22 protein-coding genes are annotated in these 23,900 nt (G+C 70.6%); 9 read left to right on the forward strand and 13 right to left on the reverse strand.

What is annotated here, in order from left to right; translation table 11 throughout:
• Positions 1-39: 39 nt before the first annotated feature.
• Together AB0J91_RS11010 and AB0J91_RS11015 are read right to left on the reverse strand one after the other, a co-directional pair.
• The gene (locus AB0J91_RS11010; RefSeq protein ID WP_363866922.1) at positions 40-936 is read right to left on the reverse strand and encodes an SDR family oxidoreductase; all 897 of its coding nucleotides are present in this window, start codon (positions 934-936) and stop codon (positions 40-42) included.
• A 206-nt stretch (positions 937-1,142) separates the two neighbouring features.
• Positions 1,143-1,895, reverse strand: a complete 753-nt coding sequence (locus AB0J91_RS11015) for an SDR family oxidoreductase (protein ID WP_363866624.1) — start codon at positions 1,893-1,895, stop codon at positions 1,143-1,145.
• 94 nt (positions 1,896-1,989) lie between these two features.
• On the opposite strand from AB0J91_RS11015, the gene AB0J91_RS11020 reads away from it, so the two are divergent.
• Genes AB0J91_RS11020 through AB0J91_RS11035 form a run of 4 tightly spaced genes read left to right on the forward strand, consistent with a single transcriptional unit; the run spans position 1,990 to position 5,413 of the window.
• On the forward strand, positions 1,990-2,739 hold the full coding sequence (locus AB0J91_RS11020; RefSeq protein WP_363866627.1) for an enoyl-CoA hydratase family protein: 750 nt from the start codon (positions 1,990-1,992) through the stop codon (positions 2,737-2,739).
• Positions 2,740-3,609, forward strand: coding sequence for a CoA-transferase (locus AB0J91_RS11025; protein WP_363866630.1), 870 nt, complete (start codon positions 2,740-2,742; stop codon positions 3,607-3,609).
• Positions 3,606-4,349 (forward strand): CoA-transferase, encoded by a 744-nt coding sequence (locus tag AB0J91_RS11030; protein WP_363866633.1) that lies wholly within the window; start codon positions 3,606-3,608, stop codon positions 4,347-4,349. Before AB0J91_RS11025 ends, AB0J91_RS11030 begins: the two co-directional genes overlap by 4 nt.
• Before the next feature lie 11 nt (positions 4,350-4,360).
• Entirely contained in the window at positions 4,361-5,413 is a 1,053-nt protein-coding gene (locus AB0J91_RS11035; RefSeq protein ID WP_363866925.1) for a nitronate monooxygenase, read from the forward strand.
• Positions 5,414-5,506: 93 nt separating this feature from the next.
• Here the strand turns inward: AB0J91_RS11035 and AB0J91_RS11040 are convergent, their stop codons facing one another.
• The 3 genes from AB0J91_RS11040 to AB0J91_RS11050 are packed head-to-tail and all read right to left on the reverse strand — an operon-like array spanning position 5,507 to position 8,138.
• Positions 5,507-6,133 (reverse strand): TetR/AcrR family transcriptional regulator, encoded by a 627-nt coding sequence (locus tag AB0J91_RS11040; RefSeq protein ID WP_363866636.1) that lies wholly within the window; start codon positions 6,131-6,133, stop codon positions 5,507-5,509.
• 44 nt (positions 6,134-6,177) lie between these two features.
• A complete protein-coding gene (locus AB0J91_RS11045; protein ID WP_363866639.1) occupies positions 6,178-6,951 on the reverse strand; it encodes an SDR family oxidoreductase in 774 nt (257 codons plus the stop codon).
• Complete coding sequence (locus AB0J91_RS11050; RefSeq protein WP_363866642.1) at positions 6,948-8,138, reverse strand: acyl-CoA dehydrogenase family protein; 1,191 nt, start codon at positions 8,136-8,138, stop codon at positions 6,948-6,950. The genes AB0J91_RS11045 and AB0J91_RS11050 overlap by 4 nt, the downstream gene beginning before the upstream one ends.
• A gap of 104 nt (positions 8,139-8,242) precedes the next feature.
• On the opposite strand from AB0J91_RS11050, the gene AB0J91_RS11055 reads away from it, so the two are divergent.
• From AB0J91_RS11055 to AB0J91_RS11070, 4 genes are all read left to right on the forward strand, one after another.
• The gene (locus AB0J91_RS11055) at positions 8,243-9,097 is read left to right on the forward strand and encodes an enoyl-CoA hydratase (RefSeq protein WP_363866645.1); all 855 of its coding nucleotides are present in this window, start codon (positions 8,243-8,245) and stop codon (positions 9,095-9,097) included.
• Between the two features lie 3 nt (positions 9,098-9,100).
• A complete protein-coding gene (locus tag AB0J91_RS11060) occupies positions 9,101-10,216 on the forward strand; it encodes an acyl-CoA dehydrogenase family protein (RefSeq protein ID WP_363866648.1) in 1,116 nt (371 codons plus the stop codon).
• Positions 10,213-11,187, forward strand: a complete 975-nt coding sequence (locus tag AB0J91_RS11065) for an acyl-CoA dehydrogenase (protein ID WP_363866650.1) — start codon at positions 10,213-10,215, stop codon at positions 11,185-11,187. Before AB0J91_RS11060 ends, AB0J91_RS11065 begins: the two co-directional genes overlap by 4 nt.
• A gap of 146 nt (positions 11,188-11,333) precedes the next feature.
• Positions 11,334-12,422, forward strand: a complete 1,089-nt coding sequence (locus tag AB0J91_RS11070; protein ID WP_363866653.1) for an acyl-CoA dehydrogenase family protein — start codon at positions 11,334-11,336, stop codon at positions 12,420-12,422.
• Between the two features lie 156 nt (positions 12,423-12,578).
• Here the strand turns inward: AB0J91_RS11070 and AB0J91_RS11075 are convergent, their stop codons facing one another.
• Genes AB0J91_RS11075 through AB0J91_RS11085 form a run of 3 tightly spaced genes read right to left on the reverse strand, consistent with a single transcriptional unit; the run spans position 12,579 to position 14,686 of the window.
• Positions 12,579-13,007 carry a MaoC family dehydratase gene (locus AB0J91_RS11075; RefSeq protein WP_363792986.1) on the reverse strand — a complete coding sequence of 143 codons (429 nt, stop codon included), beginning with the start codon at positions 13,005-13,007 and terminating at the stop codon, positions 12,579-12,581.
• A gap of 2 nt (positions 13,008-13,009) precedes the next feature.
• On the reverse strand, positions 13,010-13,471 hold the full coding sequence (locus tag AB0J91_RS11080; protein WP_363866656.1) for a MaoC family dehydratase N-terminal domain-containing protein: 462 nt from the start codon (positions 13,469-13,471) through the stop codon (positions 13,010-13,012).
• A gap of 54 nt (positions 13,472-13,525) precedes the next feature.
• Entirely contained in the window at positions 13,526-14,686 is a 1,161-nt protein-coding gene (locus AB0J91_RS11085) for an acetyl-CoA C-acetyltransferase (protein WP_363866659.1), read from the reverse strand.
• A gap of 224 nt (positions 14,687-14,910) precedes the next feature.
• On the opposite strand from AB0J91_RS11085, the gene AB0J91_RS11090 reads away from it, so the two are divergent.
• Positions 14,911-15,225, forward strand: coding sequence for a hypothetical protein (locus tag AB0J91_RS11090; RefSeq protein WP_363866662.1), 315 nt, complete (start codon positions 14,911-14,913; stop codon positions 15,223-15,225).
• Between the two features lie 12 nt (positions 15,226-15,237).
• Here AB0J91_RS11090 and AB0J91_RS11095 read toward each other — a convergent pair whose 3' ends face one another.
• The 5 genes from AB0J91_RS11095 to AB0J91_RS11115 all read right to left on the reverse strand — a co-directional run bounded on the left by AB0J91_RS11095 (position 15,238) and on the right by AB0J91_RS11115 (position 23,752).
• Positions 15,238-19,296 carry a tetratricopeptide repeat protein gene (locus AB0J91_RS11095; protein WP_363866665.1) on the reverse strand — a complete coding sequence of 1,353 codons (4,059 nt, stop codon included), beginning with the start codon at positions 19,294-19,296 and terminating at the stop codon, positions 15,238-15,240.
• A gap of 153 nt (positions 19,297-19,449) precedes the next feature.
• The gene (locus tag AB0J91_RS11100; RefSeq protein WP_363866668.1) at positions 19,450-20,631 is read right to left on the reverse strand and encodes a lysozyme; all 1,182 of its coding nucleotides are present in this window, start codon (positions 20,629-20,631) and stop codon (positions 19,450-19,452) included.
• A 192-nt stretch (positions 20,632-20,823) separates the two neighbouring features.
• Positions 20,824-22,320 carry a tripartite tricarboxylate transporter permease gene (locus AB0J91_RS11105; protein WP_363866671.1) on the reverse strand — a complete coding sequence of 499 codons (1,497 nt, stop codon included), beginning with the start codon at positions 22,318-22,320 and terminating at the stop codon, positions 20,824-20,826.
• Positions 22,320-22,781, reverse strand: coding sequence for a tripartite tricarboxylate transporter TctB family protein (locus AB0J91_RS11110; RefSeq protein WP_363866674.1), 462 nt, complete (start codon positions 22,779-22,781; stop codon positions 22,320-22,322). Before AB0J91_RS11110 ends, AB0J91_RS11105 begins: the two co-directional genes overlap by 1 nt.
• A gap of 5 nt (positions 22,782-22,786) precedes the next feature.
• Positions 22,787-23,752: a tripartite tricarboxylate transporter substrate binding protein gene (locus tag AB0J91_RS11115; protein WP_363866677.1), complete on the reverse strand. Its 966-nt coding sequence runs from the start codon at positions 23,750-23,752 to the stop codon at positions 22,787-22,789.
• Positions 23,753-23,900: the final 148 nt, after the last annotated feature.

A 23,900-nucleotide genomic window follows, 5' to 3' on the forward strand; every position in this document is an offset into this window, starting at 1 on the left:
TTGACGAATCTCCTGAAAGAGATGTACCACCCCGCTTCCTCAGGTGCCGTAGACGGGGTCGGGAACGGGGGCCTTGGCCAGCAGTTCCGCCACCACGGGTCCGAGCTCGTCGGCGCCCCAGCGTCGGCCGGCGTCGCGCGAGGGCCCTCGGGTCCAGCCGGTCCCGACGGTGATGTCGCCACCGACGACCTCGAAGACCCGACCGGTGACCTCGGCGGAGTCCACGCTGCCGAGCCAGGCCACCAGCGGCGAGACGTTTTCCGGGGCCATGTCGTCGAATCCCTGGTCCGGCCGCGCCATCATGTCGGCGAAGACGGTCTCGGTCATGCGGGTGCGCGCCGACGGTGCGATGGCGTTGACGGTGACGCCGTAGCGGGCGAGTTCGGCGGCGGTGTTGAGGGTGAGCGCGATGATCCCGGCCTTGGCCGCGGCGTAGTTGGTCTGGCCGATGCTGCCGAGCAGTCCCGCACCGGACGTGGTGTTGATGATCCGCGCCTCCACGGCCTCGCCCGCCTTGGTGCGGTCGCGCCAGTGCTGAGCGGCGTGCCGCATCGTGGCGGCGTGGCCCTTGAGGTGGACGCGGATGACCTGGTCCCACTCGTCCTCGGCGATGTTGACGAACATCCGGTCGCGCACGAACCCGGCGTTGTTGACCAGCACGTCCAACCGTCCGAACCGCTCGACGGCGAACTCCACGAGCTCCCGCGCCTGTCCCCAGTCCGCGACGTCGGCCCCGTGCACCTCGGCCTCGCCGCCGAGCGCCCGGATCACGTCGGCGACCTCCGCGGCCGCGGACCCGTCGCCCCCGCTGCCGTCCAACTGCACCCCGATGTCGTTCACGACGACCTTGGCCCCCTGCCGAGCGAACTCCAAGGCATGCGCACGGCCCAACCCGCGCGCACCCCCGGTCACGACGACGACCCTGCCTTCACAAATCACGTTCGTCCTCCTAGAAGTCGTTGCCGGCAACCAACACCGGCATCTGCGAACTCCACCTCCAACCCGATTTCAGTGGAAATCACAACCCGAACATCCACTGAAATCGGAAACCCGACTTCCACTGAAATCCAGACCCGGAACCGGAGTTCCACTGAAATCGGGGACCGTCTTGGGGAGGGGTGACGGTCTTGGGGGTGCTGTGGTCACGTGCGGATTGCGTTGAGGTAGGCCGTTCGTTCGCCTCCACCGTCGACGGTGATCGTCGAGCCGGTGACGTAGGCGGCCAGCGGGGAGGCGAGGAAGAGGCAGGCGTTGCCGACGTCGGACGGTTCGGCGAGGCGCCCCAGGGGGACGATCGAACTCAGATCGGTCTCGCCGTAGTGGTCGGCCTGGTCCTCGGAGCTGACCAGCCCCACCACGACGCCGTTGACGCGGACGTCCGGGGCCAGTTCCTGGGCCAGCGTGCCGGTGAGGTTGTCCAGGCCCGCCTTGGCCGCGCCGTAGGCCGCGGTGCCCGGTGACGGTCGGCGGCCGGAGACGCTGCTGATGTTGATGATCGAGCCCCCGGTCTCCACGAGCGCGTCGCGCGCGTGCTGGGCCAGCAGCAGCGGTGCGATCAAGTTCAGCTCGACGACCTTGCGGTGCAAGCGGATCGACGCGCTCGCGGTGTCGGCGACCGGAGTGCCACCCGCGTTGTTGACCAGCACGTCCAACCGCCCGGAGCGTTGCCGGATGTCGGTGATCAGCTCGGCGACCTGCTCGCTCTCCCGGACGTCGACCTGCGCGAAGTGCGCGGTGGCCGAGCCGTGCGAGGGAAGTTCGTCGACAGGTTTGCGGGCGCAGACGTGGACCTCCGCCCCGGCGCGCAGGAACGTCTCGGCGATGCCCGCGCCGAGGCCCCGCGTTCCTCCTGTCACCAGCGCGACCCGGCCGGTGAGGTCGATCTCGATGCCCATCCGCCGCTCCCTGCGTTCTCGCCCCTGGCGGGGTGTCCTGCGGTGTTGCTACGGTAACAACCCAACCAAACAAGTGCTAGGTTTGGCAGGTGGCATGGGCACGCAAATCGAACGGCGGGACGGCGGAATCGTGGTCCTCACCGTCGACCACCCACCGGTGAACGCACTGCCGGTCAAGGGCTGGTTCGACCTCGCCGAGGCGCTGCGCGACAGCGGTGCCGAACCGCAGACCCGGGTCGTGGTGCTGCGCGCCGAGGGACGCGGCTTCAACGCGGGTGTGGACATCAAGGAACTGGCCGCCGATCCCGGCCACGACAAGCTCGTCGCCGTCAACAACGGTTGCTACGAGGCGTTCAAGGCCGTCTACGAGTGCCCGGTGCCGGTGATCAGCGCCGTGCAGGGGTTCTGCGTCGGCGGCGGCATCGGCCTGGTCGGCAACTCCGACGTGATCGTCGCCAGCGACGACGCGACCTTCGGCTTGCCCGAGGTGGACCGGGGAGCGCTCGGCGCGGCCACGCACCTGTCCCGCCTGGTGCCGCAGCACATGATGCGCGCCATGTTCTACACCGGACAGACGGCCACCGCGCAGCAGCTGGCCGAGCTCGGCTCGGTGCACAAGGTCGTTGCGCGCGAAGGGCTCCTGGACGCCGCGCTGGAGGTGGCCGCCGACATCGCGGCCAAGAACCCGCTGGTGATCCGCAAGGCCAAGGCCGCGCTCAACGGCATCGACCCGGTGGACGTCAACCGCAGCTACCGGTTCGAGCAGGGCTTCACCTTCGAGCTCAACCTCACCGGGGTGTCGGACGAGATCCGCGCCGAGTTCGGCCGCGAGAAGGAGGCGTAGGTGCAGGACAAGCAGCTGACCGTCGACGAGGTGGTCTCCCGCCTGCGCGACGGCATGACGATCGGCATCGGCGGCTGGGGTTCCCGGCGCAAGCCGATGGCGCTGGTGCGCGCGATCCTGCGCTCCGACCTCAAGGACCTGACGCTGGTGTCCTACGGCGGTCCGGACGTCGGATTGCTGTGCGCCGCGGGCAAGCTCCGCAAGGTCGTCTACGGTTTCGTCTCGCTGGACTCGATCCCGCTCGACCCGCACTTCCGGGCGGCCCGCCAGCGCGGCGAGCTCGACGTGGCCGAGTACGACGAGGGCATGGTGCTGGCGGGGCTCCGCGCGGCCGCGGCACGACTGCCGTTCCTTCCCACGCGCGCCGGGCTCGGTTCCGACGTGATGGCGCTGAACCCGGAGCTGCGCACCGTCCGCTCCCCCTACGCCGACGACGAGGAACTGGTCGCGATGCCGGCGCTGAACCTGGACGTCGCGCTGGTGCACATGAACCGCGCCGACCGCTACGGCAACGGCCAGTACCTCGGCCCCGACCCGTACTTCGACGACCTGATGTGCGCGGCGGCCGAGACCAGCTTCCTCAGCTGCGAGCGGATCGTCGCGACCGAGGATCTCACCGAGACCGCTCCCCCGCAGTCGCTGCTGATCAACCGCCTCCACCCGCAGGGCGTGGTGGATACGCCCCACGGCGCGCACTTCACCAGCTGCGTGCCCGACTACGGCCGCGACGAGGCGTTCCAGCGGCACTACGTCGCCAGCGCGAAACCCGGCCAGTGGGAGGCGTTCCGCGCCGAGTTCCTGGACGGGGACGAGGCGGACTACCAGGCGGCGGTCGAGAGGTTCCACGCGCGCGCGGAGGTGCCGGCATGACGATCACCAGGGCCGAGGTCTGCGCGGTGGCCTGCGCCGACAGCTTCGCCGACGCGGGGTCGGTCATCGCCTCGCCGTTCGGCACGATCCCCTCGATCGGCGCCCGGCTGGCCCGGCTGACCAGCGCGCCCGAGCTGCTGCTCTCCGACGGCGAGGCGATGCTGATCGCCGAGACGACGCCGCTGGGCGAGGAGTCCACCGCCGCGGTCGAGGGCTGGCTGCCCTACGGCAAGGTCCTGGACCTGCTGGCGGGTGGGAAGCGCCGGGTGATGATGGGCGCTTCGCAGGTGGACCGGTTCGGCAACCAGAACATCTCCCGCATCGGTGACTGGGCCCAGCCCAAGGTGCAGCTGATCGGGGTGCGCGGGGCGCCGGGCAACTCGGTCAACCACACCACGAACTACTGGATCCCCAACCACAGCACCAAGATCTTCGTCGAATCCGTGGACCTGGTGGCCGGTGTCGGGCACGACCGGGCGCGTCAGGTCGGTGCGAAGTACCACGACGTGCAGGTCGTGGTGACCGACCTGGCGGTGCTGGACTTCCAGGGCCCGGAGGGCTCGATGCGGCTGCGTTCGGTGCATCCCGGGGTGAGCGTGGACGAGGTGCGGGAGAAGACCGGCTTCGAGCTCGCCGTCGACGAGGTCGCCGAGACCCGGTCGCCGACCGACGACGAGCTCGCCCTGATCCGGGACCGGATCGACCCGAAGGGGTTGCGGGACGAGGAGGTTCCGGCGTGACCGAGCAGCTGCTGCGCACGCCGCTGTGCGACCTGACCGGTGTGCGCCACCCGGTCGTGCAGACGGGCATGGGCTGGGTGGCCGGCCCGAGCCTGGTCTCGGCGACCGCGAACGCGGGTGGGCTGGGCGTGCTGGCCTCAGCGACGATGACGTTGCCGCAGCTCACCGACGCGGTCCGCGAGGTCAAGGAGCGCACCGGCGAGCCTTTCGGGGTGAACCTGCGCGCCGACGCCGGTGACGCCGAGGAGCGCGTCGACCTGCTCATCCGCGAGGGCGTGAAGGTGGCCTCGTTCGCGCTCGCGCCGTCGCAGCGGCTCATCGGCAAGCTCAAGGACGCCGGGGTCGTGGTGATCCCGTCCATCGGCGCCCGCAGGCACGCCGAGAAGGTCGCGGCGTGGGGTGCGGACGCGGTGCTGGTGCAGGGCGGCGAGGGCGGCGGCCACACCGGCGCGGTGGCCACGACCCTGCTGCTGCCGCAGGTGGTGGACGCGGTGGACATCCCGGTGATCGCCGCGGGCGGTTTCTTCGACGGCCGCGGCCTGGCCGCCGCGCTGTGCTACGGCGCGGCGGGAGTGGCGATGGGGACCCGCTTCCTGCTCACCACGGACAGCCGGGTTCCCGAGGAGGTCAAGCGGTCCTACCTGGAAGCGCAGGTCGGCGACACCGTCGTCACGTCCAAGGTGGACGGTCTGCCGCACCGGATGCTGCGCACCGATCTCACCGACTCCGCCGAGTCGCAGGGCCTGCTGCGACGGCTCCCCCGCGCGCTGCGCCAGGCGGTCGCCTTCAAGGCCCTCACCGGCATGACCTGGCGCCGGCTCGTCACCGACGGCCTCGCCATGCGCAAGGCCCAGAAGCTCCCCCTCAACAGGGTCCTCCTGGCGGCCAACACCCCCATGCTGATCAAATCGGCCCTGGTCGACGGCCACCCCGAAGCGGGAGTCCTCCCGGCGGGCCAGGTCGTCGGCATGATCGACGAGCTCCCCAGCTGCGAGAAGCTCATCGACACCCTCATCACCGAGGCCCGCGACACCCTCCGCCGGACCGGCGCGCTCAGCGCCTGATTCCAATTTCGCGCGAAATTCGACCTCCGGAGTTCGGACTCGAATTTCGCGCGAAATTGGAATTGCCTACGCGACCAGGATCGTTGCCGCTGGTCAGCGGGATACGATTCCGTCGCAGAGGATGTTGATGTACTGGTCCGCGATGGACTTGATGCTCAGCTTGCCGCTCGGGTTGAACCAGTGGACGGTCGTCCACACGGTGTCGCGGATGAAGCGGTAGGTGAGCTTGGCGTTGAGGTCTTCCCGGAAGACCCCGCTCTTCTGCCCTTCCTGGAGGACCTTGAGCCAGGTCTTCTCGAACTCGTCGGCCACACCGGGCAGGTAGTCGAAGCGCTCGAACTGGGCCAGGTAGTTGGCCTCGTTCTGGAAGATCGCGATCGCGGCCGGGTGCTGGCGCAGCGCCGCGTAGGACCGCTTGATCAGCTCGGTGAGCGCGGTGCGCGGGTCCTCGGCCTCCTCGATGATCTTGGCGTTGGCCTGCCGCTGGTCGTCGAGGAATTCGCGCAGGATCTCGTCCACCATCGCCTCCTTGGAGTCGAAGTGGTGGTAGAGGCTGCCGGAGAGGATGCCGGCGGCGTCGGCGATGTCGCGGACCGTGGTCGCGAGGAACCCACGGGTGGCGAACAGCTCGCCGGCGATGGCGAGCAGTTCGGCTCGGCGTTCGGAGCCGTTCTCCCGCGCCGGGCGGTTGCGTGCGGACAAGCGCTTGGTCGAGACCACGAGACCATCCTCTCAAAGCCGCTGCGGCGTTGCGCGCCGGAGGGTCATGGGTGCTGGTTGGAGACCGAGATGACCTCGCCGGTGAGGTAGGACGAGTAGTCCGACGCGAGGAAGACGAGAACGTTGGCGATCTCCCACGGCTCGGCCGAGCGGCCGAACGCCTCGCGCTCGGTGAGCGTGGCCAGCAGGTCGTCGGAGGTCACCTTGGCCAGGTTCTCGTGCATCACCAGGCTCGGGGCCACGGCGTTGATCCGGACGCCGAGCTCGGCGGCGTCCATCGCGGCGCAGCGGGTCAGCGCCATGACACCGGCCTTGGCTGCCGCGTAGTGGGACTGCCCGGCCTGCGCCCGCCAGCCGACGACGGAGGCGTTGTTGACCACGACGCCGGGGTTGCCCTGGTCGCGGAAGAGCCGGGTCGCGGCACGCGTGCAGCGGAAGGTGCCGCCGAGGGTGACGTCGACGACCTTGTCCCACTGCTCGTCGGTCATCTCCAGGATCGATGCCGTGCCGCCCAGGCCTGCGTTGTTGACCACCACGTCGACCTGCCCGAAGGTGCTGGTCGCGGTGTCGAACATGCGCTGCACCTGGGCCTCGTCGGTGACGTCGCAGGCCACCGAGGCGACCTCGGCGCCGGGCAGCTCGGCGAGTTCGGCGCAGGTCTCGGCGAGCCGGCGTTCGTGCCGGTCGCTGATGAGCACCTGCGCGCCTTCTTCGAGCATCCGGCGCGCGACCGCCGAGCCGATTCCGGTGCCTGCCGCGGCGGTGACCACCGCGGTCTTGCCGTTGAGCAGTCCGTGCGCGGGCGGGGCCTGGGTCATCGGGTGCCCTCCTGGGGTCGGGGTTCGCGCGGCAGGCCGAGCACCCGCTCGGCGATGATGTTGCGCTGGATCTCGTTGGAGCCGCCGTAGATCGTGTCGGCGCGGGTGAACAGGAACAGCCGCTGACGGCTGTCGAGGTCGTAGGGCTCGCCCTGGGCGATGAGCCCGTCAGGCCCGGCGACCGCCATGGCGAGTTCCCCGAGGTCGCGGTGGAAGTTCGACCACAGCAGCTTGACCACCGACGATTCGGGGCCGGGCGGCCCTTCGGCACCGAGCAGCCGGAAGACGGTGCAGCGCAGGGCTTCCAGGTCGGTCCAGGCGCGGGTGATGCGGTCGCGCAGCAGCGGGTCGTCGAGGGCCCCGTTGGCGCGGGCCTGCTCGGTGATCTCGGTGAGCTCGCGGCGGAAGACGACCTGCTGGTCGACGGTTCCGATGCCGCGCTCGAACCCGAGCGTGCCCATCGCGACCTTCCAGCCCTGCCCGACCTCGCCCACGACGTGCCCGGCCGCGGTGCGGGCGTCGTCGAAGAACACCTCGTTGAACTCCGAGGTGCCGGTGAGCTGCATGATCGGCCGGACCCGGATCCCGGGCTGGTCCATGGGCACCAGGAAGTAGGACAGGCCCTGGTGGCGGCGCTGGTCGGGATCGGTGCGGGCGAGCACGAAGCACCAGTCGGCGACGTGCGCCATCGACGTCCACACCTTCTGGCCGTTGAGCACCCACTCGTCGCCCTCCAGGCGAGCGGTGGTGGCGACGTTGGCGAGGTCGGAGCCCGCGCCGGGCTCGGAGTAGCCCTGGCACCACAGCTCGCGCGCGCCGACGATCTCCGGCAGGAACCGCTTCTGCTGCTCGGGGCTGCCGAAGGCCATCAGGGTGGGCCCGAGCAGTTCCTCGCCGATGTGGCCGACGCGCACCGGCGCCTGAGCGCGGGCGTACTCCTCGTGGAAGATGATCTGCCGGCCGACGCCGGCCTCGCGCCCGCCGAACTCCGCGGGCCATCCCAGGCACGTCCACCCGTGTTCGGCGAGCAGCCGGTCCCACGCGAGTCGCACGTCGAATCCCTCGTGCTCGCGTCCGGGTCCGCCGAGTCCTCGTGCTTCGGCGAACTGGCCGGTCAGGTGCTCGGACAACCACTGCCGGACTTCGCGGCGGAAGGCCGCTTCCTCGGCGCTGTCGGTGAGGTCCACAACCGCCTCCTCGGCGTCGTTCCCGCGTCGGCACTCTACCAAGCACTTGCTTGTTCGGCTAACCTCGACGTGCCGCAATCGCAAGGCCGAGCTAGGAGCGCCCGATGGCAGCAGAACAAGGGGTCGTCCACTACGAGGTCCGCGACCAGGTCGCCGTGGTGACGATGAACCGGCCCGACTACCGCAACGCGCAGAACTCGGTGATGACCTACGCGCTCGACGACGCGTTCTACCGGGCCTGCGAGGACGACCGGGTCAAGGTGATCGTGCTGGCCGGCGAGGGCAAGCACTTCTCCGCCGGTCACGACATCGGGTCCCCCGAGCGCGACATCGACGTCAGCTACCCCCGCCGGGCCGGTCTGTGGTGGGACCACACCAAGCACTCCGGCGGCGAGTCGCGCTTCGCCCGCGAGCAGGAGGTCTACCTGGGCATGTGCCGGCGCTGGCGCGAGATGCCCAAGCCCGCCATCGCCTCCGTGCAGGGGGCGTGCGTGGCCGGCGGCCTGATGCTGGCGTGGGTGTGCGACCTGATCGTGGCCAGCGACGACGCCTTCTTCGCCGATCCGGTGGTGAAGATGGGCATCCCCGGCGTGGAGTACTTCGCCCACCCGTGGAAGCTCGGCCCGCGGATCGCCAAGGAATTCCTGTTCACCGGCAACCGGATGAGCGCGCAGCGGGCCTACGACGTCGGCATGGTCAACCAGGTGGTGCCGCGCGAGGAGCTCGCCGACGCGACGATGAGCCTGGCGGGCAACGTCGCGGCGATGCCGATGTTCGGGCTGTCGCTGACAAAGAAGGCGATCAACCAGGCCGAGGACCTGATGGGCATGCACAGCGGCATGGACTCCGCCTTCGGGCTGCACCACTTCGCCCACGCGCACAACGCCGAGGTCGGCGAGGACTCCCTCGCTGGCATGGACGCGCGCAGCATGAAGAAGTCCAACGAGGAGCGTGGGTGAGCCGTGGATCTGGAGTTCTCGGACACCGATCAGGCCTTCCGCGACGAGGTGCGCGCCTGGCTGCGCGAGCACGTGCCCGCCGAGCCGCTGCCGTCGCTGGAAACGGCTGAGGGGTTCGCCGCGCACCGCGAGTGGGAGAAACTGCTGCACTCGGCCGGGCTGTCGGTGGTGTCGTGGCCGGAGGAGTTCGGCGGTCGCGGCGCATCGCTGCTGCAGTGGGTGATCTTCGAGGAGGAGTACTACGCCGCCGGGGCACCCGGACGCGTCAGCCAGAACGGCATCTTCCTGCTGGCCCCCACGCTCTTCGAGCACGGAACCGACCAGCAGAAGCAGCGCTACCTGCCGCGGATGGCCGCCGGCGAGGACATCTGGGCGCAGGCCTGGTCCGAACCCGAGGCCGGCAGCGACCTGGCCGGGATCCGCTCGACCGCGCGGCGCGTCGACGGCGGCTGGCTGCTCAGCGGCAACAAGACGTGGAGCTCGCGCGCGGCGTTCGCCGACATCGCCTTCGGCCTGTTCCGCAGCGACCAGGACGCGCCCCGCCACAAGGGCCTGACCTACTTCCTGTTCCCGCTGGACGCCCCCGGGGTCGCGGTGCGGCCCATCCAGCGGATCGACGGCAAACCCGCCTTCGCCGAGCTGTTCCTCGACGACGTCTTCGTCCCGGACGCCGACGTGCTGGGCGGGGTCGGGGACGGCTGGCGGGTCGCGATGAGCACGGCCGGCAACGAACGCGGGCTCACGCTGCGCAGTCCGGGCCGGTTCCTGGCCACCGCCCGGAAGCTGACCGAACTGCCCGGCGGGCTCGACGACGACCGGGTGGTCGACGCGTGGGTGTCCGCGCAGGCGTACCGGCTGGCGACGTTCGAGACGGTGACCAAGGTGCTCGACGGTGCCGGGCTGGGCGCCGAGGCGAGCCTGAACAAGATCTTCTGGTCCGAGCTGGACACCTCGATGCACGAAACCGCCTGGGACCTGCTCGGACCGGAGGCGGAGACGAGCTCGTGGGTCGAGGGCTACCTGTTCTCGCTGGCCGGGCCGATCTACGCCGGGACCAACGAGATCCAGCGCAACATCGCCGCCGAGCGGGTGCTCGGACTGCCGAGGGGGTCGCGATGAGATTCGTGCTCGAACCCGAGCAGCAGGACATGGCCAACACCCTGCGCGCGATGTTCACCGCCGCCGACGTGCCGGCAATCGCCCGCTCCTGGGCCGACGGGGACGCCGAGAGCTGGCGCAAGCTGTGGCGGAGCCTCGCCGACCTCGGCGTCACCGGCGTGACGCTGCCCGAGGAGCGCGGCGGGCTCGGTCTCGGCCCGGTCGAGCTGGCTCTCTGCCTGCAGGAATGCGGTTACGCCGGGCTTCCCGGGCCCGTGATCGAGTCGCTGGCGCTGCTGCCCGCGCTGCTGCCGGACCTCACCGCCGATGCGGCGGTGCGCACGGCAGTCGTCGCGCCGCACGTCCCGTGCGCGCTGGACGCCGACCTCGCCGACGAGGTCTACGAGTGCGGACCGGAGTCGACCCGGCTGCTGTCCGGGATCTCGTTGCGGGGCGAGGAATCCTTCGATCCGGCTCGCCGGTTGTTCGAGGTCGGGTCGACCTGGGGCGAGGAGGTTCCCGGCGCGGAGTTCGAGCGGGCCTTCGACCTGGCGGTCCTGGGCTGCGCGGCCTACCTGCTCGGGCTCGGCCACCGGATGCTCGACCTGGCCACCGAGCACGTCAAGCAGCGACAGCAGTTCGGGCGCCCGGTCGGCGAGTTCCAGGCGGTCAAGCACCACCTGGCGAACGCGCTGCTCAAGCTGGAGTTCGCCCGCCCGCTCATCCGCGGCGCTGCCCTGTCGGCGGGCTCCGAGCACGCCGGCCGCGACGCCTCCGCCGCGAAACTCGCCGCAGGCGAGGCGGCCCACCTCGCCGCCCGCACCGCCCTGCAGGTCCACGGCGCCATCGGCTACACCGCCGAGCACGACCTGCACCGCCACCTCACCAAGACCGCGGCGCTGCGCCAGTCCTGGGGCACCCCCTCCTGGCACCGCCGCCGCATCGCCCGATACCTCACCGCAGACCCGGACACCCCCATCGGAAGCCCCTGACCGCACGGGGTTTGGCGATTTCAGTGGAACTCAGGTACCGGATTTCAGTGGAACTCGGAGTCCTGATTTCCACTGAAATCGCCGAACCTCGTCGGGACGGGACAGGGATTCGAGTCGGATGAGGGCCCAGAACTCGGGAGGTTGTTGTGCGGTTTGCTTTCACCGAGGAGCAGGACGAGTTGCGCGGGGTCGTGCGGCGGTTGGTGGACCGGCGGGGTGGGCCGGAGGTTCGGGAGCCCGATGTCGTGGCCGAGGGGTTCGACCGGGAGGTGTGGGCGCAGCTCGCCGAGCAGGTCGGGGCGCACTCGCTGGGGATTCCGGAGGAGTTCGGGGGTGGTGGGTTCAGCCTGCTGGAGACGTTGATCGTGGTGGAGGAGCTGGGTCGGCGGTTGTCGGACATCCCGTTCCTGGGCAGCGTGGTCCTGGCCGCCGAGGCGGTGCTGGCCACGGGCGATCGGGCGGCGTGCGAGCGACTGCTGCCGGGGATCGCCTCTGGCGAGCAGGTGGTGTCCCTCGCCTGGGCTGAGACTGAAACCGGCTGGGCGCATGCCGGTTTCCGCACCACGGCCCGGAGCGATGGCGACGGGTGGTTGCTCGACGGGCGCAAGGTGCACGTGCTCGACGGGGCGCAGGCCGACACCGTCCTGGTGCTGGCCACCGCCGACGGACGACCCACGCTGTTCGAGGTCGTCGAGCCCGAGGCCACCGCCACCGCTCCCCTGGACCTGACCCGCCGGATGGCCGAGCTCCACCTGCACCACACCCCCGCGCGACTGCTGGGCACTCCCCCGGTCCAGCGCATCGTCGACGTCGCCGCGGTCGCGCTGGCCGCGGAATCGGTGGGAGCCGCTCAGCGATGGCTGCGCGAAACCGTCGAGTACACCAAGATGCGGACCCAGTTCGGCCGTCCGATCGGCTCGTTCCAAGCGCTCAAGCACCGGCTGGCCGACTGCTACGTGGCCGTGGAGTCCGCGCGCTCGCTGTCCTACGCCGCGTCCTGGTCGGTGTCCGCTCAGGACGAGCGGGCGAGCGAGCTGGCGGCGATGGCGAAATCCGCCTGCGCGGAGGCCTACTACGCGATCGCCGCCGAAGGAGTGCAGCTGCACGGTGGCATCGGGATCACCTGGGAGCACGAAGCGCACCTGCACCTCAAGCGCGCCCACGCAGCGACTCAGCTGTTCGGGACCCACCGCCTAGGAACTGCTGGTCGTCGTTCTGCGGGGCGGTGCGGGTAGGGGAACCCGAGCGGCGCTGTGGATCCCGCGCGCCACGACTTGTGTGCCAATGCACGGCGTCGAGGCGTGCTCGCCACAGCACCGCTCAGAACCCCCGGCGGGGCGAGCTGAGTCCCACACCTGAAGCAACGGCCGCGCCGCCTACTTCAACAACCCCTACGCCAGGCGGACGACGGCTCGGGCTTTGGCCAGGACCTCGACTCCGGCGGAGGTGGCTGAGAGTTCCACCACCGCGCGGTTGTCGTCGAGCTTCTCGGTCACCTGGCCGGCGACCTCGACCTCGACGCCGGTGTCGTCGTCGGGCACGACCACGGGCTTGGCGAACCGGACGCCGTACTCCTCGACCGCACCGGGATCACCGACCCAGTCGGTGACCAGCCGGGCGGCCTCGGCCATCGTGAGCATGCCGTGGGCGATGACGTCCGGCAGCCCGGCGGACTTGGCGATCCGCTCGTTCCAGTGGATGGTGTTGAAATCGCCCGAGGCGCCGCAGTAGCGCACCAGCGTCAGCCGCTGGATGGGGTAGCGCTGCGGAGGAATCTCCGTACCGACCTCGACCTGGTCGAAAGCCACGCTCGCAGCCACGTTCACTGCCCTCCCTCTGCGGTTCCACGAGAGATGATCGTGTTGACCGCTGTTCCGACCACGTCGCCGTGGACGTCGACGATGTCGGTCTCGATGCGCACCAGCTCGTTGCGGCCCGCGTCGCGGATCTCCACGATCCGGCCCTTCGTGCTGAGGACGTCACCGGCCCGGATGGGGCGCCGGTAGCTGAACTTCTGCTCGCCGTGCACCACCATCCGGTAGTTCAGCCCGAAGTCCGGGCGCAGGATCGGGTTCTTCTCCGACGCCGCGCCCGTGGCCACGATGCCGAACGTCGGCGGCGCGATCACGTCCGGATGCCCGAGCGCGCGAGCCGCCGCCTGATCCCGGTAGGCCGGGTTGGGGTCACCGATCGCATCGGCGAACTCGCGGATCTTGCCGCGGGTGACCTCGTACGCCTCGTCGGAGCTGAACTCGAACCCGATGTAATCCCTGTTGATCGCCACACCTTCTCCTTCCACCACCGGCACCGCTGAGCAAGGCGTTCCCCTGGGAGGGGTTCACAGCCGCTCGATGATGGTGACGTTGGCGGTTCCGCCGCCCTCGCACATGGTTTGCAGGCCGTACTTCCCGCCGGTGCGCTCCAGCTCGTTGAGCATGGTGGTCATCAGCTTCGCCCCGGTGGCACCGAGCGGGTGGCCGAGCGCGATGGCGCCGCCGTTGGGGTTGACCTTGGCGGGATCGATGTCGATCTCCTTCTGCCAGGCCAGGACGACGCTGGCGAAGGCTTCGTTGATCTCCACCACGTCGATCTCCGATGCCGCGATGCCTGTCTTCTCCAGCGCGTGCTTCGTGGCCGGGATCGGCGCGGTCAGCATCTTCACCGGGTCGTCGCCGCGCACGCTCATGTGCCGGATGCGGGCGCGCGGGGTCAAACCGTGCTCGCGGACTGCCTGCTCGGAAGCTACGAGCAGTGCGGCCGAACCGTCCGAGATCTGGCTGGCCACACCCGCGGTGAGACGGCCACCGTCGGCGAGGGTCTTGAGCCCGGCGAGCTTGTCCTTGTTCGTGTCGCGACGCGGCCCCTCGTCGTGCTCGACGCCGGCCAGCGGTGCGGTCTCGCGGTCGAAGTGCCCGCCGTCGATGGCGGCGATCGCGCGGAGGTGGCTGCGCAGCGCGAACTCCTCCATCGCCTCGCGGGAGATGTCCCACTGCTCGGCGATGAGCTCGGCGCCCCGGAACTGGGTGACGACCTCGTCGCCGTAGCGCTTGGCCCAGCCCTCCGATCCGCAGTCCGGCCCGTAGGCGCGGGGGAATCCGAGCTGGTCGGACCCGCGCAGCGAGCTGCCGATCGGGATGGCGGTCATGTTCTGGACACCGCCCGCGACAACCAGGTCGTTGACACCGGACATCACCGCTTGGGCGGCGAAGTGCACCGCCTGCTGCGAGGAACCGCACTGGCGGTCCACGGTGACGCCGGGGACGTGCTCGGGATAGCCGGCCGCGAGCCATCCGGTGCGGCCGATGTTGCCCGCCTGCGCACCGACGGTGTCGACGCAGCCCCAGATCACGTCGTCGACCCCCGCCGGGTCGATCCCGGTGCGGTCGACGAGGTTCTGCAGCACGTGCGCGGACAGGTCCGCCGGGTGCACCCCGCTGAGTCCGCCGCCGCGCTTGCCGACCGGCGTGCGAACCGCGTCGATGATGTAAGCCTCCGCCATGAGGAGTCCCTTTCGTCGGCACCAGTGGCCGGCTCGAGAGTAGTCTCGGCGAGACGCGGAAAACAAGCAAGCGTTTGGTTGCACCGAACCGGTCTGCGTTCGCCCTGCGAACGGCCCCTGCAATCACTTTCCGTGATCGACCGGTAGCTCTCCGCTGTGTTAAAGTCTGGCGAATTGCACGTGCACGTGCAGATGAGCCGCGACGAACGATCTGGGGGCTTCAGATGACTTCGTCAGAACGGGTCGGCGAACCCGACCCGAGCATGTGGTTGCGCCAGTTGGTGCTGCGGGGGTTTCAACTCATGCCGCCTGTGCGGGACGGCACCGGCGAGCTGGAGGCGCTGATCTACGTGCGCCCGCACGGTGACGTCATCGACATCGTCGAGGTCCTGGCCGAAGACCACGTCCGCGCCGCGCGAGTACCGCGCCGCGGCGAGATCCGCACCGACGACAACGCGGCCTACTGGCGCACGAACGGCAACGTCGTCGACGTCGTGGACCAGGTCCTCGCCCTGCCGGAACCGCTGATCCGGGCCTGAAGCGCCGGATCGCTAGCGCGCTTCGCGGCTGCCCACCGGGGTTTCCGCCGCCCGCAGTTCGTTGAGGCGGTAGTTGGCCTGGGCGGCGAGGTGCTCGCCCGCGCCGAGGACCCGTTCGTAGGCTTGGCGCGCTCCGGCCAGATCACCGCGCCGGTGCAGCGCCTCCCCGAGGCTCAGCACCGCCTCCGGTGCCGGATCCGGTGCGCCGATCTCGACCGCGCAGCGCAGGTAGACCAGCGCCGAATCCGGGTCGTCGTCGGCCAGCAGCGCCGAACCCGTCTCCTGCGCCCATTCCGCGACGTGCGCTTCGGGCACCACCGCGGTCATCCGCCGCAGCGTGTCGGCGGCCTCCAGGTGGTCGCCGTGACCGCGCTGCTCGTCGAGGACGACGCGCACGTTGTTCAACGCGTCCTCCCCCAGCTCCGCCTCCGGCACGTGCATCGCGGCCCTGACGAACGCGTGCACCGCGCCCGGCAGGTCACCGGTCTCGTACCGGATCAGCCCGATGCCGAAATCGCCTCGCGCGGCCAGTTCCGGGTCCTCGCAGTTGCTGATGCGCTCGAAGTGGCGCTGCGCGGCGTCCCGGTCGCCGTCCTCCAGCAGCAGTTCGCCGAGGCGGCTGCGGGCGGAGTCGGAGTGCACCGGAACTCCCAGCGCGACCGCGCGTTCCAGCCAGCGCAGGGTCTCGGACCGGTCCTCGGCGCGGTCGGCGAGCAGCAGGTGCGACAGGACGGAGGTGGAGGGGTCTTCCGATTCGGCGGCGCGCAGCAGCATCTCCGCTGATTCGGGCGCGGATTCGCCGACGGCGCGGATGCGGCGCTGCAGCGCCATGCCGAAGATCTCGGCCGACTCGGCGTCGCGCTCGGTCTCGTCCCAGGTCTGCTTGGCCGCGGCGGCCTCGCCGACCCGGTGCTGCAAGTGCCCCAGCAGAACGCCGGCCTCCACCGCCGCGGTCCCGGCGCCTTCGGTCTTGGCGTGGCGGGCGACGGCGATCGCGCCGTTGAGGTCGTGCACGCGGATCAGCAGCTGGGCCATGAGCACCCCGGCGCGCGCTATGGCGGCGGGTTCGCCGGTGCGGATCGCTCGGCGGTACCAGCTCAGCGCGATGGCGTTCTCGCCCCGCTCATCGGCGATCTTGCCCAGCGCTATGTGCGCCTTGGGCAGCGCGGTGCGGTGACCGTGGTCGGCGACCAGGCGGAAGAACGCGGACGCGTCCGGGCCACCGGCCGCCTGCGAGCGGCGGCCGAAGTCCAGGCCCAGTTCGGAGCAGATGCGCGCGTCCTCGTCAGCGGCGTCGGAGAGGACTCGGGCCGCGGCGGCCAGATCGGTCCAGGCCGCGCACCAGAAGTCGGCGACCGGCTCGGAGCCGTAGTGCTCGGCCACCGCGCTGCGCGCGGCGTCCACCTCGCCCTCGCGGAGCAGCCGGTGCGCGCGTTCGTCAGCGGATTCCTCTTCCCCAGCAGGGCTTTCCGGCACCGGGAGGGCGGCCCGGATCTCGGCGAGGCGCGCGGCGGCTTCCTCGGACTTGCCGACCCCGGCGGCGGCGACCTCGGCGAGCAGTTCAGAGGCGTGCTCGAGCTTTCCGCCGCGCTGCAGCAGAGCCGCCATGCTGACCTTCGCGACGGCGGCTTCTTCCGGGTCCGAGCCGCCGGCCGCACGGCGCCAGGCGTCCAGCGCGCCGTCGGCCTCGCCCTTCTCCTCGCGCATCGCACCGAGGAGCAGCAGGGCGCGCTGGCGCAGTTCGACGTGCCCGGACTCGGAGATCAGCCGCAGCGCCCAGTCGGTGAACTCCGGGACGCCGCGCCGCAGGTAGCAGTGCGCGAGGTCGAGGCACAGCTGGCTGACGGTGAAGTGCGGTTCGTCCTCGTCGGCGAGCCACATGAAGCTCGCGCGCGCCGGTTCGAACTCCTGGCGCAGCGCGCGCATCGCGAACACCGACGCCGGGGCCACCGTCGACGACGATCCCGCGGCTCGGGTGAACATCTCCAGCGCCAGGTCCAGGCGGTCGTTGTCGACGTGGTGCTCGCCGAGCAGGAACGCCGCGCGCGGCCCGACCTCTGGGTGCCCGCTGGCCGCGGTGCGCTGGTAGAGGTCGATCAGCGCCTCGTTGCGCTCCAGCGTCCGGTAGATCAGCGACAGCTTGCCGAACACGTCGCCGAGGATCGCCGGATGCCTGGTGGCCAGCGCGGTTTCGAACGCGGCGATGGTGCCGTCCGGATCTCCCTGCTCCATGAGCAGCTCGCCCAGCCTGCTGGCAGCCCACGGCCGCAGCGCGGGGTGGCCCTCGTCGACGACGCGTTGCAGTAACCTGCGGGCATGCTCCTGGTCGTCGCCGAGCAGCAGGTCCTCGGCCAGCGCGTAGCGCGCGGCGGTGGCGCACAGCTTGTTCGGGGACTCGGCGAGCCGCGTGAGGTCTTCCACCGGGGTGCCCTCGCCGCGTTCGGCGCGGGCGGCCTCGGCGAGTTCGCGCACGGCCGGTTCCGCGCCTGCGAGCAGTGCGTCCACTTCGGACTCGTCGTCGCGCTCCACGCGCAGCAGCACGGGAAGCACGCCTCGTGCGGCGGGTTCGTCCAGCAGCGCGTCGATGAACGCGGCGTGCCGCGCGTCCGGGCCGGTGCCGGTGGCCGCGAGACGGCGCAGCAGCTCCCGGGCGCGGCCGGGATCACCCAGCGCGGCCTCGGCGATGGCCAGCGAAACCTGCGCACGCGAAGCGGTTTCGGAGTCGCCATCGACGAGGAGCTGGTACGCCTCGCGCGCACCGGTGATGTCACCGGAGGCCGCGGCCTGCCGCGCGCGCCGTTCCAGCTCCGCCGGGTCGACGAGCTCGGCAGGCTCGGCGGGCGCGGGTTCGATCGGCGGGAGGACCAGCTGCGCGGTGTCCTCCACGTCCGGCTCTTCGGCGTCCATCATGGACAGCGCCAACGCCGCTTCGTGCGCGACGTGGGCGTCCTCGGCCTCCGCCGCCAGCCGGAACGCCTCCGCCGCCGCTGCCTCGTCTCCCCTGTCGTACCGCAGCACGCCGACGTGGTAAGCGGCGCGCGGCGCCTTGTCCGGGTGCCCGGAGGCCACGACCTGGCCGAACGTCTCGATCGCGGCCTCGACCTCGCCGGTGTCGCGTTGCAGCTCGGCCAGCACGCCCAGCGCCTCCAGGCCGTAGCGCGGGTGGCGGCTGTCGATGACCCGCTGCAGCACCTCGCGGGCCTGCGGGATCCGGTCCGTGCGGCGCAGTTGCAGGCTCAGCTGGATCAGCGCCCGCAGCCGCACGCTGGGTCGCGGGTCCTGCGCGGCGCGCTCGTAGGCCCGCACGGCTCCGTCGGGATCGTCGAGCGCCACCAGCACACCACCGCGCAGCACGTGGCCCCAGGCGAGGTGTTCGGGGTGGCCGAGCTCGATGATCTGCTCGGCGAGCCGCCGGGTGACCTCGGTGTCGTCGACGTGCAGCGCGTAGAGCTTGCCCGCGCCGAGCGACCCGTAGTGCGGGTGCCCGCTGTCGAGCAGCTTGCGCAGCAGCGGTTCGGCGTCGTGGTCGCGCCCCTGCTCCAGCATCGCCAGCGCGCGCTGGTAGGCGATCTGCAGGAACTCGGTTCCCTCGGTGCGCTCGGGCGGCAGGGTGAGCTGCTGGGCGGCTTCGACCACGGCGGGATCGCCGCAGGACAGCGCGCGGGTGCGGGCCTCGCGGGCGCCGGCGACGTCGCCGAGCTGCTGGAGCACCTGGGCCAGCAGGACGTCGGCGCGGCCGGCCTCGTCGGGTTCGGCGCCTTCGGTGGCGAAGCGCAGCAGCACCTGGGCGGTGGGCAGTTCCCCGGTGTTGAGCAGCAGGTGCCCGAGGGCGAGGGCGGCGGCCTGTGCGTGCACGGGGTGCCCGGAGTCGATCACTCGTTGGTAGACGTCGCGGGCGGCGGCGAGCGCGTCGTTCTCGGTGAGGATCGCCCCGAGCATCAGGCCGGCTTGAGCGGCCGCTTCGTAGTCGCCTTCCTCCAGCACGGTGCGTAACGCCTGCGCAGCGGCGTCGTGATCACTGTCGAGCAGCAACTGCCTCGCTCGCGTGACCTCTTGCTCCCACCGTGACATTACGCCGCGCCCTCCGATCGGGTGATCGCCGAGGACGAGAATATCGTTCTTGGCGCGCGTGCAGACCGGCCGCGGCCACCTTTCCCCCGCACGCGCGAAAGGAGCGGGTCGCCCATGCGATGGACGACCCGCTCCCAGGAACCGCGCGCTCGGTCAGCTGGCGAGCTGCTTGAGGCGCTCGAAGCCTTCCTTGTACTGGTTGATGTCGGTGTTGCCGCTGATTCCGGCGACCTTGCCCTTGTCGGTGTACTGCCAGAAGTCCCAGTCCTGGAAGCCCTTGGGCACCGTGGGGCTGTCGACCTCGTAGGCGGCCAACCACAGGTCGTGGTCCTTGAACGTGTCGGTGCTGCCCATGCACTGCTTCCAGAAGGACGGGTTCGCGTAGATGATCGGGTCCTTGCCGGTGCGCTGCTTGACCGTGTCGTTGAACGACTTGGTCCACTGGTGCATCTGGTCGACGCTCTTGCCGTAGCAGCTGCCGCCGTTGGGGTCGACCTCGAGGTCGAGGACCGGCGGGAGGGTCTTGCCGTCGTTCTTGTAGTCGATGATGTCCAGGAAGCGGTTGGCCTGGGTCGCGCCGTCGGAGTCGTCAGGCCGCGCGAAGTGGTAGGCACCCGCGATCAGGCCCGCGTCCTTGGCACCGTGGTACTGCTCGGAGTACTTCGGGTTGGAGAAGTCGGTGCCGTCGCTGGCGAGCACGAAGGTGAACTTCTTGTTGTCCGCGGCGACCTTCTTCCAGTCGATGCTCCCGTTGTGGTTGGAAACGTCGATGCCTTCGATCGGCGGGCCCACCGGAGCGTCCTGCTTGGGCTCCTCGGACTTGGTCTCCGCCTCGGACTTGGTCTCCGCGCGGGTCTGCGGCGGGTCGGCCTTCTTCTGCTCGACGGCCTGCGGAGCAGCGGGCTGCGGGGCGGCCGCCTGCTGCATCGGGGCGGCCACGGCGGCCTCTTCGACGTCGTGCTCGTCGTTGCCACCGGCGACGCCGCCGATGATCAGGCCGACGACGCCCACTGCGGCGATTCCGGCGCCCACCTGCACGGAGCGCAGCCGGGGGGCGCGCTTGACGGACTCGGGGACGTGCGGCGCAACCCTCTCCCGGAGGCGCCGCACGGCGGGGGCGTTCTGCACGCGCTGCAGCAGCGGCGACAGCCACTGCATCAGGCGCTGGAGCAGCGGGGCGAACCACTGGCCGACGCGATCCGCTGCCGTGCGAGCGGCGTTGTCAGCGCCCGGCGTCTTGGCGTGCCACCCACGCTCGGTCGCCTCGCGCTTCGGGGTCGAGGCGGGGTCGTTGCTTTCGGGGGATCTGCTGTGGTCGGGGGTCTCGGGTTTCACGAGCCCCACACTCCGCGACGGAGAGTGGTCTGCCATCGAGGTTTATACCTAGACGACTACCTAGTTTCACCCCATCGGGTATCAATGCCCACATATTCGGTTACGCACCGTCAGATGCGCCCAGGGCCAGTCGAATCTAACCACAGCCCCACGCCGTCCCGGCAGACCCCCTGCTCGTCCGAGCGCGCCCCGTCACCGGGCACTGCGCGTGACCGCGCGGCGCAGCGGAGCCCCGATCGCGACGAGCAGCGCCAGCAGCGCGACGCCCCAGAGCGTGATGGCGATCGGACCTGAGACCAGGATCGACAGGTCGCCCTCCGAGATGGTCAGCGCGCGGCGCAGCTGCTGCTCCGCGATCGGCCCCAGGATCAGACCGACCACCGCCGGGGCGACCGGGACGTCCGCCTGGCGCATCAGGAGCCCCAGCAGCCCCAGCGCGCACAGCACCACCAGGTCGACCGTCGTGCCACCCGCGGCGTAGGTGCCCAGCGCGGCGAAGACCAGCACTCCGGCGTAGATGCCGTAGGCCGGGATCGTCAGCAGCTTCGCCCACATCCGCACCAGCGGGAGGTTGAGCACCAGCAGCATCAGGTTCCCGATGTAGAGGCTGGCGATGAGCGTCCACACCAGCGGCCCGGATTCCTCGAACAGCTCCGGCCCCGGTTGCAGCCCGTAGGACTGGAACGCGGTGAGGATGACCGCAGCGGTCGCCGAGGTCGGCAGCCCGATGGTCAGCAGCGGCACCAGCACACCCGCCGAGGCGGCGTTGTTGGCCGCCTCCGGCCCGGCCACGCCCTCGATCGCGCCGTGCCCGAACTCCTCCGGATGCCTGGTCAGCCGCTTCTCCACGCTGTAGCTCAGGAACGTCGGCACCTCCGCTCCCCCGGCCGGCAGGCTGCCGATCGGGAAGCCGAGCGCCGTCCCGCGCAGCCACGCCGGCCAGGACCGCCGCAGGTCGGAGCGCGACAGCACGACGCGGTCGCGCAGCGGCTGCACCGTCGAAGAGCCCGTCCCGCCGAGCAGGTGCCCGAAGGACTCGCTGAGCGCGAACAGCGCGATCACCACGATGACGACGTCGATCCCGTCCAGCAGCGAGTCCACTCCGAAGGTCAGCCGGGGCTGCCCGGTCTGCGAGTCGATGCCCACCAGACCGACCGCCACCCCGACCAGCAGGCTCGCGACCCCTTTGAGCAGGTCAGGGCCGAGCAGCGCGCTGACGGTCACGAACGCCACCGCCATCAGCGCCACGTACTCCGGTGGCCCGAAGCTGGTGGCGAACCCGGCGACCACCGGCGCCAGGAACGTCAGCCCGAGCGTGCCGATGGTCCCGGCCACGAAGCTGCCGAGCGCAGCGGTGGCCAGCGCGGAGGCGGCTCGTCCGGCGCGCGCCATCTTGTTGCCCTCCAGCGCGGAGACCATCGAGGCGCTCTCACCGGGGGTGTTGAGCAGGATCGAGGTCGTCGACCCGCCGTACATGCCGCCGTAGTAGATCCCGGCGAACAGGATGAGCGCGCTGGAGGCCTCCAGCCGGAAGGTGATCGGCAGCAGCAGCGCCACGGTCAGCGCCGGACCGATGCCGGGCAGCACCCCCACGGCCGTGCCGATGGTCACGCCCACCAGAGCCCACAGCAGGTGTCCCGGTGTGAGGGCGTTGGCGAATCCGTCGAGAAGCAGTCCGATCTGTTCCACTAGAAGCCCCAAGGTCCGCTGGGCAGGCTCAATCCGATGAGCCGGTCGAAGACGAAGAACACGGCCGCGGCCAGCGCCCACCCGTAGGCGAGCAGGACCCAGCGGCGCGGAGCGCCGAGCAGCAGCGCGGAACCCACGAACAGCCCCGTCGCGGTGAGCACGTAGCCGGCCAGCGGCAGCAGCACCGCGAACGCGAGCAGCACCGCGACCAGCGCGACCACCCGCCACCAGGCGCCGTGCAGCTCGGCGCGCATGGCTCCGGGAAGCCGGATCTTGGCCTGCACCAGCAGGCCGAGGCCGACCGCGCCGAGCAGCACCGCGACCATCACCGGCATCACGGCCGGCCCCATCGCCGAGTTCTGGTCCGGCAGCCGCATCGCGTCGACGATGATCACCACCGCGCCCAGCAACATCAGCGCCCCGAACAGGCCGGTGGAAAGCGCGGTTCGACGGTCCTGCACGGCCATCACCCCAACCCGATCTTGCCGAGCACGTCGGACACCCGGTCCTGCTCGGCGCGGAGGAAGGTCTCGAACTCCGGGCCACCGAGGGTCGCGTCGCCCCAGCCCTCTTCGGCCAGCGTCTCGCGCCACTTCGGCGACCGGGTCATCTCCAGCAGCGCTTGCTCCAAAGCTCGCTCCTGCTCAGCGGAAATGCCCTTCGGCGCGACGACTCCCCGCCAGTTGTCCAACTCCACGTCCAGGCCGCGCTCCTTGAGCGTCGGCACGTCGGGGAGCGTCGGCGCCCGCTGCGCGCTGGACACCGCCAGCGCCCGCATCTGCCCGGAGGTGATCTGCGGTTCGAGCTCGGAGACGCCGGAGATCGCGATGGTGGCCCGCCCGGACAGCGCGGTGCTGAGCAGTTCACCGCCGCCGGAGTGCGCGACGTAGGACAGCTGCGCCGGATCGGCACCGACGGCCTGGGCGAGCAGGCCGGCGAGGATGTGCTCGGCTCCCCCGGCCGATCCGCCCGCGATGGACACCGAGCGCAGGTCGCCCTGCATCCGGGCGGTGAGGTCCTGCAGCGACCGGATCGGTGAATCCTTCGGCACCGCGATGACTTCGGCGTCGGTGGTCAGCCGGATCAGCGGTGTGGTGTCGTCGAGCGAGACCGGTGAGTCGTTGGCCTTCACCGCGCCGACCATGATCAGCCCGGTCACCAGCAGCTGGGCCGGATCACCCTGGTAGCGGACGAACTGGCTGAGCCCGATCGTCCCGCCCGCGCCGGTGACGTTGTAGACCTCGGTGCGGCCGACGCTGTCCTGCAACGAGCTCTGCATCTCGCGCGCTGTCTGGTCCCAGCCGCCGCCGGGCGCGGCCGGTGCCATCAACCGCAGCTGCCGGTCGCCGAGCACCTGCGCCACGGGGCTGCCGTGCTGCTGCTCGGCTGGGGCGGTGGCGACCACCGCTCCGGTGAGCAGCACTGCCACCACCCACGGGATCACCTTCGTCGGAGAGTGCCGCATTGTTCGCCTCGTTCAACGCCGAGCGGACTGTCCACAACTGTATACAGACCCGCACTCGCCTGAGACAAGGGTCACAGGATCTCGAAATCGGCACGTCTCACCGGATCCCCGGAGC

The organism is Saccharopolyspora sp. NPDC049357, from assembly GCF_040677225.1.
Lineage (GTDB): Bacteria > Actinomycetota > Actinomycetes > Mycobacteriales > Pseudonocardiaceae > Saccharopolyspora.

Bases quoted from the DNA above. Each gene is read 5' to 3' on its own strand.
- AB0J91_RS11015 (WP_363866624.1), bottom strand. From the start codon at position 1,895: ATGGGCATCGAGATCGACCTCACCGGCCGGGTCGCGCTGGTGACAGGA.
- AB0J91_RS11020 (WP_363866627.1), top strand. From the start codon at position 1,990: ATGGGCACGCAAATCGAACGGCGGGACGGCGGAATCGTGGTCCTCACC.
- AB0J91_RS11030 (WP_363866633.1), top strand. From the start codon at position 3,606: ATGACGATCACCAGGGCCGAGGTCTGCGCGGTGGCCTGCGCCGACAGC.
- AB0J91_RS11045 (WP_363866639.1), bottom strand. From the start codon at position 6,951: ATGACCCAGGCCCCGCCCGCGCACGGACTGCTCAACGGCAAGACCGCG.
- AB0J91_RS11055 (WP_363866645.1), top strand. From the start codon at position 8,243: ATGGCAGCAGAACAAGGGGTCGTCCACTACGAGGTCCGCGACCAGGTC.
- AB0J91_RS11065 (WP_363866650.1), top strand. From the start codon at position 10,213: ATGAGATTCGTGCTCGAACCCGAGCAGCAGGACATGGCCAACACCCTG.
- AB0J91_RS11085 (WP_363866659.1), bottom strand. From the start codon at position 14,686: ATGGCGGAGGCTTACATCATCGACGCGGTTCGCACGCCGGTCGGCAAG.
- AB0J91_RS11090 (WP_363866662.1), top strand. From the start codon at position 14,911: ATGACTTCGTCAGAACGGGTCGGCGAACCCGACCCGAGCATGTGGTTG.
- AB0J91_RS11095 (WP_363866665.1), bottom strand. From the start codon at position 19,296: ATGTCACGGTGGGAGCAAGAGGTCACGCGAGCGAGGCAGTTGCTGCTC.